The sequence below is a fragment of the Pseudomonas sp. ES4 genome, assembly GCF_050586665.1.
Classification (GTDB): Bacteria; Pseudomonadota; Gammaproteobacteria; order Pseudomonadales; family Pseudomonadaceae; genus Aquipseudomonas; species Aquipseudomonas frederiksbergensis.
Map to the genome: position 1 here is coordinate 371,061 of NZ_JBOBDO010000002.1, position 13,462 is coordinate 384,522.

Sequence of the window (13,462 nt, forward strand, 5' to 3'; positions counted from 1 at the left end):
CCTGTTGGCGGTGGAGCTCCCCGCACCTCGAGTGATTGCTCAATCACGGCCGCCTTCCTTTCTTCTAAACGGCTCAGGAAAACTGGGCCAGAATCCAGTCGCGTAGCCGGCAACAGGCGTCGTCATTGATCCGGTCTTCACGAAATGTCAGATAGTGCTGGCTTTCATGGAGAACCACTTCCTCGTCGATCGGCCGAATCAGCGTGCCGTTTTCGATCAGGTTCTCGACCAGATGATTCCAGCCCAGCGCTACACCTTGGTGTGTCAACACCATGCTAATCACCAGGTTGTAGTCATTCGCGTTGAAAACGTGAGGACTGTCGTGGGGGCGTTTCTCGATATCAACATCGTGATAAGCCAGCCAAACACCCCAGTCGACGTGCTCCGCTACCTGGGATCTGCCATAGGGGCTGAGGTTTAGCAAAACCCCGTCGCGTAATCCTTCCAGGCTGGATAGCTCAGGGTGCTCCGCTTTGTAACGAGGCGTGCACACCGGGTAGATGACGTCATGGAACAACGGATAGCTACGATACCCATCCTGAATCCTGGCCATCTTGGTGATGAAGATGTCCGGAGTTACACCCGGCTCCATCGACAAAAAGTTTTGAGTGGTTACCAGATTGAGGTCGATGTCTGCGTTCTTGGTAAAAAACCCCGGCAGCTTCGCTGCGAGCCAGAGGGCTGAAAACGCGGGAGAACAGCAAAGCGTCAGCGTGCGTTTGCCTGCATTGTTGGTGCGAATGCGCTCCGCCGCTTGGGAAATATTGACGAAAGATAGCTGTGCCGCATCAAAAAAGATGGACCCGGCTTCCGTCAACTCGACCGCTCGACCCACCCTCTTGAAAAGATCCACCCCAAGGTACGCCTCAAGCTCCCGAATCTGACGGCTGATTGCCGCTTGGGTAACGCACAGCGCTTCAGCCGCACGCGTAAAGCTCTGATATTTGGCGGCGGCTACGAATGACTTCACTGCTTTCAGAGACGGCATTTTCAGCAGCGTCATGTCTGGATCGATGTGCTTAACCATAACCTAGAGTATTGAATATCCGGTTTGGGGCCCTTCGGAGGGCCGTTAGGGATGAGATCCGGCCGAAGGGTTCCACCTAGAGCCTACACTGGAGCGTAGCTGAAACAGTGGGTCTAAGACAGGCCCAGCGGCAGTGTTCTTCGCAACTAGCACTGTCGCAGTCGCAATTTGACCTATTTAAATGATTGATAACATCACGTTATTGATTGGCGGGAAGAAATGTTGTTAGACGCTGACCCTATTAGGTAATAACTTGGTTCTCAAGGAACTGCTTAATTCAGCGCCGATAAAACAAAAATAATAAACATCACATAATAAAGAGGATGGTCACAATGACTAATTCCCAATCTGTCTCCCATTTTGTCTGCCCCCACAAGCACCGTCTTAACTGATCAAGACACGTACACCTAAATTCTTGATCTTACGTCGTAATTGCAGCAGGAGGGGTTATGAGTCTTGGTGACGAGATACTCTCGGTAAAAAACATTTACAAAGTCTTTGGTACTCAGCCAAAGCTCGCGATGGAGATGCTGGCTCGCGGTGCTGACAAGAATGAAATTTTCAGCAAAACCGGTCAAGTCGTTGGCGTTTTTGATGCCAGTTTCTCCGTAAAACGCGGTGAGATTTTCGTCATCATGGGACTTTCCGGCTCTGGAAAGTCGACGATGGTTCGGCTGTTCAACCGACTGATCGAACCGACCTCGGGCACCATCCATCTCAACGGCCAGGAAATCACCGGTCTGTCAGATGCTGATCTCCTCAGCGTTCGTCGCAAAGACATGAGCATGGTGTTTCAGTCATTCGCCCTGATGCCCCACATGAGTGTGATCGACAACGTCGCTTTCGGCCTGGAAATCTCGGGTGTCGAGGAAAGTGAACGGCATAAACGTGCACTCGAGGCACTCAAACAGGTGGGGCTCGATGGCCACGCCTACAGCTATCCGCATCAACTGTCCGGCGGCATGCAGCAGCGGGTAGGTCTAGCCCGAGCGCTGGCCAACGATCCCGCCATCCTGCTGATGGATGAAGCCTTCTCGGCACTCGACCCACTGATTCGCCACGAAATGCAGGGCGAACTGATCCGTCTGCAGGCAGAACAGCATCGCACCATCATCTTCATCTCCCATGACATTGACGAGGCTATTCGCATCGGCCATCGCATCGCGATCATGGAGGGTGGTCAGGTCGTTCAGATCGGTACCCCGCAAGAGCTGCTTTGCAACCCAGCGAACGATTACGTCAGAGCTTTCTTCAAAGGCTTTGATGCCTCGAAGATCCTCAAGGCGGGTGATGTCGCCAAAATTTGCGCAGAGCATCCGTACGCCATGGATCACTCCACTCCTACGCTTCGCGACGATGTACTTCTGCAGGACGTCTTTCACATCGTTGCTGATGCCGTTAATCCAGTTGCCGTGCTCGATCGCCAGGGTGTGTTCAAAGGCACGATCTCCAAGAGCCTACTGCTTCAAACAATGAGCCGACACTAACAGGCTCTATTTGCTGGCTTGCCAGGCTCGGACATTCAGGTGATGACATGAACGAATTCAATTTCCTAGACCCCTTTCAATCCATCAACGTCCCTTTGGGCCAATGGGTAGAAGTTGCCCTTAACTTTCTGGTTCATAATTTCCGCGAGGTTTTCCGATCGATAAGATGGCCAATCGACCAAGTACTTAATGGTATTCAGTTCGGATTGTTGGCTATTCCTCCGTCAATATTCATTATTATTGCAACGCTCTTCGGCTGGCAGATAGGAGGGAAAAAGATAGGCATACTTTGTTTCGTCACCCTCACTCTCTTAGGAGTGATCGGCGTATGGAATGACGCCATGATCACCCTCGCCCTGGTGCTCACTTCACTGTTTTTCTGTGCAGTTATTGGCATTCCGCTGGGCGTCCTGTGTGCCCGAAGTGACCGACTAGAGATGCTTCTGCGCCCGGTACTCGATGCAATGCAAACACTGCCTGCATTTGTTTATCTGGTGCCCGTGGTGATGCTGTTTGGCATCGGTAACGTACCGGGAGTACTGGTCACGATCATCTTTTCGGTCGCACCACTGGTCAGGCTCACCAATCTGGGCATTCGCCAGGTACCGGAAGACAAGGTTGAAGCTGCACGGGCTTTCGGATGCACCCCACGCCAGATGCTGAGGCGGGTTCAACTTCCCTTAGCTGCACCGACGATCATGGCGGGTCTGAATCAGGCATTGATGTTGTCACTGTCCATGGTGGTGATCGCTTCAATGATATCGGTTGGTGGACTGGGGATGATGGTACTTCGAGGGATTGGCCGCCTCGATATGGGCTTGGCAACCGTCGGTGGATTGGGTCTGGTATTGCTGGCGATTTTCCTCGACCGACTGACCCAGGCAATGGGCGAACGCAGTAACAGGGCAACCAAAGGTGAACACTGGTACCAGACAGGACCGGCGGGCGTCATTTATCGCCTGAAAAGAAAAAACACTGTCATGAAAATAGAAGTCAGTCCTAAAGAAAGCTAACTCCGCTAAGCGGCGCGTCGTGAACCAAAAGAAATGCCAACTTCTTTAATCCAGCCAAGGCAAACGATAATGAACTTCACAACCTTCGGAATAAAACAGAAATTCATTCACTCTGTGGCGCTTTTAGTACTAGCGGTCTCCCCTGTTTTCGCATCAGCCGCCACGGCGCAGGAGCCCGGAAAAGGTGTATCAATCACCCCGATTTTCCCGTCAATTGCCGAAGAGCGATTTCGCGGAGAGATCGCAATGGCGGGGCTCAAGGAATTGGGCTACGACGTTCAGACGCCTAAGGAAACCGAATACTCCACCATGATGATTGCGATTGCCAATGGTGACGCTGATTTCTCGGTTCATCTGTGGGAGGAACTGCACAAATCGTTCTACGCTAAGGCCGGCGGTGATGAAGCGATGGTGAAAACCGGCAATATTATGCCGGGCGTACTACAGGGCTACATGATCGATAAGAAAACGGCTGACCAGTATCACATCACCTCTCTCGATGATTTGAAAAAGCCAGAGATTGCCAAGCTGTTCGATAGTAACGGTGACGGTAAAGCGGACCTGACTGGTTGCAACCCCGGCTGGGGCTGTGAGCTGATCATTGCCCACCATATGAAAGCCTATGGCCTGGATAAGACTGTCACAAATAACCAGGGCTCCTATTTTGCCCTGATGGCCGACACCATTGCTCGTTACAAAGAAGGCAAGCCGATTCTCTATTACACCTGGGTACCTCAGTGGATCTCCGGTGTTCTGATCGAAGATAAAGATGTTGTTTGGTTAACCGTGCCACGTACGGATCTTCCAGGTGGTAAAAACGATGTCAACACTACCTTCAACGGTAAAAACCTTGGTTTCGCGGTCGACAGTGTCAGAGCGGTCATCAACAAAGAGTTCGCCGAGAAAAATCCGGCTGCCGTGAAGTTCCTGTCTGAAATGCAGATCTCTACTGACGATGAAAGCGCGCAAAATCTCAAAATGCACAATGGTGAAAAAAGTGCAGCTGACATTACTCGTCACGCCAAAGAATGGATCGCGGCCCATCACGCGAAATACAACAGCTGGCTGGTAGACGCACGAGCCGCGGCTAATACCGCCACCGCAAAAAATTAATCCCGTCATTTAAATCTGCATAAAAGGTTGCCCTTCCCCGGGCAACTTTTTATCCGTTTCGGCGTTCATCATTCAGGAATCATGAAATGCAGTTGTATTCATTCGTCCAGAATTTCAGTTACAAGGACGCGCCCCTGCATACACGCGAGTTGGTTAAAACTTGCCTGCTCGACATCATTGGTGTGGCCGCCGGTGCTCGCGACAATCAAACCAGCGTGATGCTCAAAACCTACGCTGACACCCACTACTCTGCCAACAAGCTGTCCAGCCGCCTTTGGTTCGACGGCAGAGCCGTGCATCCATTGGGCGCTGCGTATGCAGGCGGTTTCTGCGTTGATAGCCTGGATGCACATGAAGGTCACTTCACCTCCAAGGGACATGCGGGTGCAACCGTTGTCCCGGCCCTTGTTGCATTGGTTGACGCGTATCGCAGCCAGGGCAAAGAGATCAGCGGCGAGGAGTTCCTCAGCGCACTGTGCATCGGTTACGAGACCGCCCTGCGTGCGGGCCAGGCATTGATGGCCACCGCTCCTGAATATCATGCCTCAGGCGCCTTTTCCGGAATCGGGGTCGTTTGCGCCGGTGCCCGCCTGCTGAAGCTTGATGAAGCGACATTCCGTCATGCGCTGGGTATCGCAGAATACTTCGGCCCGAGATGCCCGATGATGCGCCTGGTGAGCTTTCCGACAATGTTGCGTGATGCCCACGGCGCCGGGGCGTATGCCGGACTGAACGCACTACTGATGGCGCAGCTCGGTGTCACTGGCGCCCCAGCCGCCACCGTTGAACCGTTGGAGATTTCCACTTTCTGGCAGGACATTGGAACCCGTTGGGAGATCGACAAGCAATATTTCAAGCCTTGGCCGGTATGTCGCTGGGCGCAACCGGCACTCACCGCCATGACCGATTTGATGCGAGCACATCCGGTCATCACTGCAGAGTTGATAGAGACCATAGATGTCGAAACATTCCATGAGTCTGTGTGCTTGCAGGGGCATTTTCCGAAGAACGCGGACGAAGCCCAGTATGCGCTGGCGTTCCCGCTGGCGGCCTTGATCGTTCGCGGGAAGCTGGGGCCAAAAGAGGTCACCGGTGATTCCATTCATGCACCAGACATTTTGAGCATCAGCGAGAAAATCACCCTTCATGAGGCGCCTGACCTGTCGACCAGGTTCCCGGAGGAAATTCTGTCCCGCGTCACGGTTACCCTGAAAGACGGCACGCGTCTTACGAGCCCAACCGCGACGGCCAAGGGCGACCCCGGCAACCCTATGTCGAGTGACGAACTCACCGCTAAATACCATTTACTGGCTGATGACAGTTTGGGAACCACACTCAGCAATGCCATCAAAAACAGTGTTGAAGCATTGCCCGGTAGCGATGACTGCCAATCATTCTTTGATTTGTTGCTGTCTGCTCCAAAAACCGCTGCGTAGATCCGCAACGGTTTCTTAGCTATTCGTTCAGGTGTCAAAGAGGATTTATGCCATTCGTATTCGAGAGCGTGCTCAAAGACAAGAACATGGGGTACTCCTATACGGCAGAGAAACCAATAAAGCCGCAGGCGGTGACTCGTGTAGCTTTCGTGCTTTTGAGCAACTTCTCGATGATGTCGTTCACCGGCGCTATCGATGCGCTGGTGACCGCCAACCTGATTAGCGAGACACCGGCATTTGAGGTGTTGACTGTCGGCATCAAAAACCGTCTGGTAATGAGCGATTTGGGCATTGCGATTTCAGCAGACTTGGAGCTGTCACAACTACCGGATCGTATCGACGTTCTCATTGTCGCCGGTGGTTTACGAGTGAAGCTGGTCAGCGATCCACTATTACGACGCAAGCTGCGTAACGTCGCCTCTCTTGGCGCGACGATGGGAGGTTTGTGGAACGGTGCATTTTTCCTGGCGGAAGCTCAGCTAATGGACGGTGTCGAGTGCGCCTTCCATCCCGATGGACGAGCGATGATGGAGGATGTTTTCCCCAAAGTCCTGGTCTCTTGTCGAACTCACGTAATTGACAAAAACCGTATCACGTGCGCTGGCGCCAGCAGCTCGTTACGCATGATGCTCGAGCTCATCACTACTAAACAAAGCGTCTCGCTGACCCATGCTGTCGAGGAAATACTCAGTTGTGATCAGACCGCTGAAGTGTCTGGGATATCGACGGTCATCGTTGACTCTGACCCTACCTTGCCTCAAACCCTGAAGCTTGCTTTAGAACTGATGCAAAAGAACATTGAAGAGCCGTTATCCATCGACGAAGTCGCTGAGTGTGTGAACATTTCCCGACGACAATTAGAGCGTCGCTTCTGCCGTTTCGTGGGGGCCACGCCCACACGCTACTACCTTGAGCTGCGCTTGACTCGAGCGCGGCAGCTTATTCTGCAGAGCAATCGGCCCATCACCGATATCGCGATAGCGACCGGTTTCTGTAGTTTCGCCAATTTCCATTTGCGCTTTCGTGACTTCTTTGGCGTAGCGCCAAGTAGTTATAGAGCAACGTATGAGCGCAGGCGCTAGGTTTTCCGAAACCTCGGCCCGCCAAGCACACACAAGAAACCCGTACTGTCTAAGCCCAACAAACGATGGCTAGCATCATCGATAAGGATTACCGAGAACTATGAATGCTCCATCGCCCGTGTTGGTACCCACGGCTAACCACAGCGAGCGGATGTCTACACGCATCGCCTTCCTTATCGCGGGTTTACTCATGTCCGCATGGGCGCCTCTGGTCCCATTGGTTAAAGCCCGCGCTGGCCTGGACGATGGCGGCCTAGGGTTGTTGCTGCTTGGCCTGGGCGGTGGATCTATCGTGGCCATGCCCTTCGCTGGTTATCTCACTGCACACTATGGATGCCGACCGGTCGTAATCTGGGCGACGATTGTCTTGTGTGCCCTTCTTCCGCTATTGAGCACCGTGGCGTGGCTGCCGGGCCTGGTGATCGCGGTCATTCTCTTCGGCGCCAGCATGGGCATGCTGGATTGCGCCATGAACATTCAGTCCGTCATTGTCGAAAAAAACAGCGGCCAGGCACTTCAGTCCGGCTTCCATGGACTGTACAGCGTCGGTGGCATAGTGGGCGCCGGGGCGATGACTGCTTTATTGACCTTCGGGCTGGATCCATTGATTGCGGCGCTTTGTATCGTTGCCGCCGTTCTGGGATCGCTTTACAAGGCTGCGCCGGCTTTGCTGACTTACGGCACTGAACGGGGTGGACCCATGTTCGCGGTGCCCAGGGGTATCGTGCTGTTTTTAGGGGCGCTCTGTTTCATCGTCTTCCTCACCGAAGGCGCAATCCTCGACTGGAGCGCGGTTTTCCTTGTCTCGAACCGAGGGTTAGAGCCGAGCATCGCCGGCTTGGGCTACGCATCCTTCGCCGCTGCGATGACGGTGGGTCGCCTGACAGGAGATGCCATCGTCATCAAACTAGGAGGCGTGCGCGTCGTTGCACTTGGCGGACTCTGCGCAGCCGCAGGCATGATCGTGTCGCTTGGAATCGATGGCTGGGCCGCATCCTTGATTGGCTACGCTCTGGTCGGTGCTGGATGCTCAAACATTGTCCCTGTGCTCTTTACTGCTGTAGGCCGCCAGCAACGTATGCCACAGGCGGTAGCTATCCCCGCTGTCATCTCGATGGGCTACACGGGGATTCTGATAGGACCAGTATTTATCGGGGCGGTCGCCCATCTAAGTACCTTGTCATTTGCTCTGGGCTGCGTGAGTGTTTTGCTGATTTTTGTCAGTGCGACAGCGCGATTACTTCGCAATTAACCGGATCTTTTCAGAGGTAAAGGTCATGCTGTCACCCCGAACAGAACGGGACTTCAAGATTCTCGGACAAGCTGCCAGACATCAATAGAACTCGAAATACGTCAAATTAGCGGACATCGCCTCCGCCATATTTATACGAAAAAGCCCTGATTATTCAGGGCTTTTTCGTTCCTGTCTTTTGAAAAAGTGACCAGCCACCTGCGAGCATTGCTACGTCCAGTAATCGACCTGATGAGGCCAGCCGCTCGAAAGAAGTCGCCATTCAATCCCGAGCAATCTTGTCATTTGCCAAGGCTTAGGGCAGGGTCGATACCACTGAGATCTCTGTCAAAGGAGTCACCCCATGTCAAAGCTATATCCCAGTGTCGATCCCGAGGGGCTGGTCGAGTATTCAGTGGTCTACACCGACCGCTCGCTCAACCACATGTCACAGTCATTTCAAGACGTGATGAAGAACATTTCCAAAACCCTGAAACAGGTCTACAACGCCCAGGCTGTTGCGGTGGTGCCGGGCAGCGGCACATTCGGCATGGAAGCGGTGGCGCGACAGTTTGCCACCGACCAGCAATGCCTGGTGATACGCAACGGCTGGTTCAGTTATCGCTGGAGCCAGATCCTTGAGATGGGCAACATCCCGGCGGCCACCACGGTGCTGAAAGCCCGACCGGTCGACACGGGTCGTCAGGCTGCCTACGCCCCACCCCCTCTGGACGAAGTGCTGGCAGCCATTCAGGCGCAGAAGCCGCAGATTGTCTTCGCCCCCCACGTTGAAACCTCGTCAGGGATTCTCCTGCCCGACGAGTACCTGCGAGCCGTCGGCGACGCCGTGCATGCGGTGGGTGGTCTGTTCGTCCTGGACTGCATCGCCTCAGGCACGCTTTGGGTCGATATGCAGAAATGCGCAGTCGACCTGCTGATCAGCGCACCGCAGAAAGGCTGGAGCGCCTCCCCTTGCTGCGCCCTGGTGATGCTCAGTTCTCTGGCTCTCGAGCGCATCGAACAGACGCAAAGCAGCAGTTTCGCCTGCGACCTGAAAAAATGGTTGCAGATCATGCAGGCCTACGAACAGGGCGGACATGCCTACCATGCGACCATGCCCAGCGATTCCCTCGCGCGATTTAATGACGTGATGAAAGAGACGCAAGCCTACGGTTTCGACAAGGTCCGCGGCGACCAACAGGCTCTGGGCGATCGGGTGCGCGCAATGTTGGCCGGCAAAGGCATCAAAAGCGTGGCCGCAGCCGGCTTTCAGGCTCCTGGCGTAGTGGTGAGCTACACCGATGATGCCGACATCAAGAACGGTAAGAAATTTGCCAACCACGGCCTACAGATCGCCGCCGGAGTGCCGTTGCAATGCGACGAGCCGGCCGACTTCCAGACCTTCCGCATCGGTCTGTTCGGACTCGAAAAGCTGCACAACATCGAGCGCACGGTCAGCACCCTTGAGCAGGCACTGGACGAGGTGATGGTTAACTAAGCCCTCATCTTGCCCGCATCGAACTTGTGAATTCCGGGAGGGCTGGTTCTAACATCACGTCCGGGCGATAAGCGTCATATTCGCCGCACAATCGCGGATCAAAGGCACGGGATTGTCATGAAGTGAAAAGGCGTTGTCGCCAAATGTAATGTCCACCGCTGCCCCGTCTATAAGCTGCTCCTCTAGATCTGCGTGGCAAGCCCTGCATTTTCCCAATGCACAACTTGCTCGTAGCCCTATAACCGCAAAGTGCCCGTCTTTTGGGCCTTACCGGAGTGGCGCAATGAACAAGAAAAATAAAGATTTGTCCCAGCTAGCTGCAACGCACACGTTGAACCTGAATCCGGCGGTCAGTCCTCGCGCGCGCGACCTGCTCGGCACCGCCCGCATGGTCCTTCGACAGGTGTTGAAGCAGCCGGTGCATAGCGCGCGGCACATGGCTGCATTCGGTATCGAGCTGAAAAATGTCTTGCTCAACCGCTCGCCGCTCAAGCCGGCGGCGGGCGACAAGCGCTTCGACGAGTTGGCCTGGCAGCGCAACCCGCTCTACCGTCGCTACCTGAAGACTTATCTGGCCTGGTGCCAGGAGATGAACGACTGGATCAGCACCAGCAACCTCAGCGAACAGGACGCTCAGCGTGGTCAGTTTGTCATCGGCCTGCTGACCGATGCCATGGCGCCGACCAACACCCTGGCCAACCCGGTAGCGCTCAAACGTTTCTTTGAAACCGGTGGAAAGAGCATCCTCGATGGTTTCTCGCAGCTGACCCGGGATCTGATCAAAAACGGCGGCATGCCCAGCCAGGTGGACAAGACGGCGTTCGAGGTGGGCCACAATCTGGGCATCACTGAAGGTGCAGTGGTGTTTCGCAATGACGTGCTGGAGTTGATCCAGTACAAGCCCCGTACCGCGCAGGTGCAAGTGCGTCCGTTGTTGGTGGTGCCGCCGCAAATCAACAAGTTCTACCTGTTTGACCTGACGCCGGAGAAGAGCCTGATCCGTTTTCTCCTCGACAGCGGTATCCAGACCTTCGCGATCAGTTGGCGCAATCCGGGCAAGGCACAGCGTGAATGGGGTTTGTCCAGCTACGTGGAAGCCTTGAAGGAAGCAATCGACGCGGTGCTTTCGATAACCGGCAGCGCCGACCTGAACACCTTCGGTGCCTGTTCCGGGGGCTGCACCCTGTCCTCGCTGCTGGGTCACTACGCCGCCCTGGACGAGAACAAGATCAATGCCTTTACCCTGGGTGTCAGTATGCTGGACATACAACCCGACACCCAGCTCGGGCTGTTCGCCGACGAAAAGACCCTCGAGGCAGCCAAGCGTCGTTCCTGGAAAGCGGGCGTGCTGGAGGGCCGCGAACTGGCCAAGGTCTTCGCCTGGATGCGCCCTAATGACCTCATCTGGAGTTACTGGATCAACAACTACCTGCTCGGCAACGAGCCGCCGGCCTTCGATGTCCTCTACTGGAACAACGACACCACCAACCTGCCCGCCACGCTGCACGGCGAATTCATCGATATGTACCAGAGCAATCCGTTCGCCCGCGCCGGTGCGCTGGAAGTTTGCGGCACATCGATAGACCTCGGCCAGGTCACCAGTGACTTCTACTGCATCGCCGGCCTGAGCGACCACATCACCCCGTGGGACGCCTGCTACCGCTCCATGCATCTGTTTGGCGGCCAGGGCGAGTTCGTGGTGTCCAACAGCGGGCATATCCAGAGCATCCTCAACCCGCCGGGCAACCCCAAGGCACGCTTCATGACCGGCAGTCATCTGCCGGACGAGGCTCAGGAATGGATGGACGCCGCCAGTCAACAGGCCGGCTCCTGGTGGCCCCACTGGCTGGAATGGCTGCAGACACGCTCGGGTGATCACAAAAAAGCTACGCGTAGACTGGGCAACCGAGCCTATGCAGCTGCCGAGGCTGCGCCGGGAACCTACGTGCACATGCGCTGAGCCTGTTGGCATCAAATGGGGCTACGCTGTCCTTAAAACCGAGGAATCGCGATGCCACATTCAGACCTGCTCCCCTCCTTGTTGTACAAGATCAACGAAAACCAACTCGCCCTGGAGGCCGCCATCCTGGAAATTTCCAACTGGGTCGAGGCGCGCGGCTCGGCTGACATTGCAGACAACGTGCGCGCCGAATTGGACACCATCGACAAGAACGAGGAGTTCATCAAGCTGACACTGGCAGTGCTGATGACCCCGGAGTGACCTGGAGCGACAGCTCGTCGCCTCGTCCGCGCCGCGATAGCCGCGTCTCGATTTGGCCAGGTTCTACGCCTGCCCCGCCGCCATGAAGATTGCCAGACATGCGCTGGAAGAGGTTTTGTAACGACGCCTTCACCCGCTGGTCTACCCTGAATGAACAGCAGGAGGGTTCAATCATGTGCGGACGCCTTTCACAGTACCGGGGAATTCACGACTTCGTCGCGGCGCTCAGTATCCCCCATGCACTGATCAACTATGCCGGCGACCAGCCTTTCGAGCGCTACAACGCCGCTCCGACCACTCAGCTTGCCCTCATTCACCAAGAAGGTCAGTTTCTGCGCGCTGACATGGTTCGCTGGGGCTGGCGCCCGCACTGGGCCAAAGACCGCGTCGCGCCGATCAATGCCCGGGTTGAGAAAGTTGCCCACGGACCGTTCTTCAAAGCGATCTGGCCTCATCGGGCGATCATTGCGATCGACAACTGGTTTGAGTGGGTTTATGAAGGCGGGCCAAAGAAACAGCCTTACCTCATTCGCCACCGTGACCGGACACCGATCCTCTGTGCCGCGATCGGTCAGTACCCCATCGCTGAGCGTGAACCGGGTGAGCAGGACGGCTTCGTGATCATCACCGCCGACAGCGCCGGAGGCATGGTCGATATCCACGACCGACGCCCGGTGACATTGAGCCCGGAGCTGGCCCGAGAATGGCTGGACCCGGCCCTGCCGAAAGAGCGCGCCGAGCAAATGGTCCTTCTTGAGGGAGAACCTGCCGAGGCCTTCGAGTGGTTCAAGGTTGACAATGCTGTCGGCAACGTACGGAATCAGGGGCGGGAGCTCATCACCCCCCTTGACCGAGACGAAGGCTGATCGAGCAATCGGTCAAGCGATTCGGACTCAGGATCGATTTCGCACCACTCATCGATAAAACTAAATAATCGAAAGTGCCTGCCGATAGTCAAAACAATGCCCCAGCATCATGGGATTTTAGAACGTGCAGTAGCGAGTTCAGGCTTATGAAAGATATCTATCTACTGATCGAGCATGGTATGGATCAGGGCGAAGTTTACGTACTGGGTTGGTTCGATGACGAGAAAAGGGCCAAGGAAGTGGCCGAGGAGAAAGAGTGGGAGGTTTACCGAGCCAGCTTGAAAGCTGAGCATCCCTGGTCAAATCACAAACCGTTGTCACCAGACCAAACCAAATACCGTCGCTTCTGGATCAAAGAAATTTCCAGATTTGATCACGTCCCGGTTCCCAGGTCTTCGGCAGTTCATTGACCCGGCAGGGCAGCGACGGCGTTCACGGTGCGAACTGAATCAGCTCCGCACCCTACTGGGTCTGGACTTCTCGCAAAA

The 13,462-nt window shown here is 55.2% G+C and carries 12 protein-coding genes; 11 read left to right on the plus strand and 1 reads right to left on the minus strand.

Annotated elements, in window-relative coordinates; translation table 11 throughout:
• Nucleotides 1-73: 73 nt before the first annotated feature.
• Nucleotides 74-1,027 (minus strand): LysR family transcriptional regulator, encoded by a 954-nt coding sequence (locus ACQ4OB_RS03880; RefSeq protein ID WP_173860435.1) that lies wholly within the window; start codon nt 1,025-1,027, stop codon nt 74-76.
• A gap of 449 nt (nt 1,028-1,476) precedes the next feature.
• Between ACQ4OB_RS03880 and ACQ4OB_RS03885 the strand changes: the two genes are divergently transcribed.
• The 11 genes from ACQ4OB_RS03885 (at nt 1,477) to ACQ4OB_RS03935 (ending at nt 13,384) form a co-directional block, all read left to right on the plus strand.
• Nucleotides 1,477-2,514 carry a quaternary amine ABC transporter ATP-binding protein gene (locus ACQ4OB_RS03885; protein ID WP_095631884.1) on the plus strand — a complete coding sequence of 346 codons (1,038 nt, stop codon included), beginning with the start codon at nt 1,477-1,479 and terminating at the stop codon, nt 2,512-2,514.
• Between the two features lie 8 nt (nt 2,515-2,522).
• The gene (proW, locus tag ACQ4OB_RS03890; protein WP_223527127.1) at nt 2,523-3,527 is read left to right on the plus strand and encodes a glycine betaine/L-proline ABC transporter permease ProW; all 1,005 of its coding nucleotides are present in this window, start codon (nt 2,523-2,525) and stop codon (nt 3,525-3,527) included.
• A gap of 69 nt (nt 3,528-3,596) precedes the next feature.
• Nucleotides 3,597-4,640 (plus strand): glycine betaine/L-proline ABC transporter substrate-binding protein ProX, encoded by a 1,044-nt coding sequence (gene proX / locus ACQ4OB_RS03895; protein ID WP_430955164.1) that lies wholly within the window; start codon nt 3,597-3,599, stop codon nt 4,638-4,640.
• A gap of 86 nt (nt 4,641-4,726) precedes the next feature.
• Nucleotides 4,727-6,076, plus strand: coding sequence for an MmgE/PrpD family protein (locus ACQ4OB_RS03900; RefSeq protein WP_430955165.1), 1,350 nt, complete (start codon nt 4,727-4,729; stop codon nt 6,074-6,076).
• A 47-nt stretch (nt 6,077-6,123) separates the two neighbouring features.
• Nucleotides 6,124-7,158 (plus strand): GlxA family transcriptional regulator, encoded by a 1,035-nt coding sequence (locus tag ACQ4OB_RS03905; protein ID WP_430955166.1) that lies wholly within the window; start codon nt 6,124-6,126, stop codon nt 7,156-7,158.
• 100 nt (nt 7,159-7,258) lie between these two features.
• The gene (locus ACQ4OB_RS03910) at nt 7,259-8,410 is read left to right on the plus strand and encodes an MFS transporter (RefSeq protein ID WP_102614258.1); all 1,152 of its coding nucleotides are present in this window, start codon (nt 7,259-7,261) and stop codon (nt 8,408-8,410) included.
• Between the two features lie 343 nt (nt 8,411-8,753).
• Nucleotides 8,754-9,887, plus strand: coding sequence for an aminotransferase class V-fold PLP-dependent enzyme (locus ACQ4OB_RS03915; protein WP_074877684.1), 1,134 nt, complete (start codon nt 8,754-8,756; stop codon nt 9,885-9,887).
• Nucleotides 9,888-10,170: 283 nt separating this feature from the next.
• The gene (gene phaC, locus ACQ4OB_RS03920) at nt 10,171-11,847 is read left to right on the plus strand and encodes a class II poly(R)-hydroxyalkanoic acid synthase (protein ID WP_430955167.1); all 1,677 of its coding nucleotides are present in this window, start codon (nt 10,171-10,173) and stop codon (nt 11,845-11,847) included.
• 51 nt (nt 11,848-11,898) lie between these two features.
• Nucleotides 11,899-12,108: a hypothetical protein gene (locus ACQ4OB_RS03925; RefSeq protein WP_074877699.1), complete on the plus strand. Its 210-nt coding sequence runs from the start codon at nt 11,899-11,901 to the stop codon at nt 12,106-12,108.
• Between the two features lie 173 nt (nt 12,109-12,281).
• A complete protein-coding gene (locus ACQ4OB_RS03930; protein ID WP_430955168.1) occupies nt 12,282-12,974 on the plus strand; it encodes an SOS response-associated peptidase family protein in 693 nt (230 codons plus the stop codon).
• Nucleotides 12,975-13,120: 146 nt separating this feature from the next.
• Nucleotides 13,121-13,384, plus strand: a complete 264-nt coding sequence (locus tag ACQ4OB_RS03935) for a hypothetical protein (protein WP_074877703.1) — start codon at nt 13,121-13,123, stop codon at nt 13,382-13,384.
• Nucleotides 13,385-13,462: the final 78 nt, after the last annotated feature.

Bases quoted from the DNA above. Each gene is read 5' to 3' on its own strand.
- ACQ4OB_RS03880 (WP_173860435.1), bottom strand. From the start codon at position 1,027: ATGGTTAAGCACATCGATCCAGACATGACGCTGCTGAAAATGCCGTCT.
- ACQ4OB_RS03885 (WP_095631884.1), top strand. From the start codon at position 1,477: ATGAGTCTTGGTGACGAGATACTCTCGGTAAAAAACATTTACAAAGTC.
- proX (WP_430955164.1), top strand. From the start codon at position 3,597: ATGAACTTCACAACCTTCGGAATAAAACAGAAATTCATTCACTCTGTG.
- ACQ4OB_RS03900 (WP_430955165.1), top strand. From the start codon at position 4,727: ATGCAGTTGTATTCATTCGTCCAGAATTTCAGTTACAAGGACGCGCCC.
- ACQ4OB_RS03905 (WP_430955166.1), top strand. From the start codon at position 6,124: ATGCCATTCGTATTCGAGAGCGTGCTCAAAGACAAGAACATGGGGTAC.
- ACQ4OB_RS03910 (WP_102614258.1), top strand. From the start codon at position 7,259: ATGAATGCTCCATCGCCCGTGTTGGTACCCACGGCTAACCACAGCGAG.
- ACQ4OB_RS03915 (WP_074877684.1), top strand. From the start codon at position 8,754: ATGTCAAAGCTATATCCCAGTGTCGATCCCGAGGGGCTGGTCGAGTAT.
- phaC (WP_430955167.1), top strand. From the start codon at position 10,171: ATGAACAAGAAAAATAAAGATTTGTCCCAGCTAGCTGCAACGCACACG.
- ACQ4OB_RS03925 (WP_074877699.1), top strand. From the start codon at position 11,899: ATGCCACATTCAGACCTGCTCCCCTCCTTGTTGTACAAGATCAACGAA.
- ACQ4OB_RS03930 (WP_430955168.1), top strand. From the start codon at position 12,282: ATGTGCGGACGCCTTTCACAGTACCGGGGAATTCACGACTTCGTCGCG.
- ACQ4OB_RS03935 (WP_074877703.1), top strand. From the start codon at position 13,121: ATGAAAGATATCTATCTACTGATCGAGCATGGTATGGATCAGGGCGAA.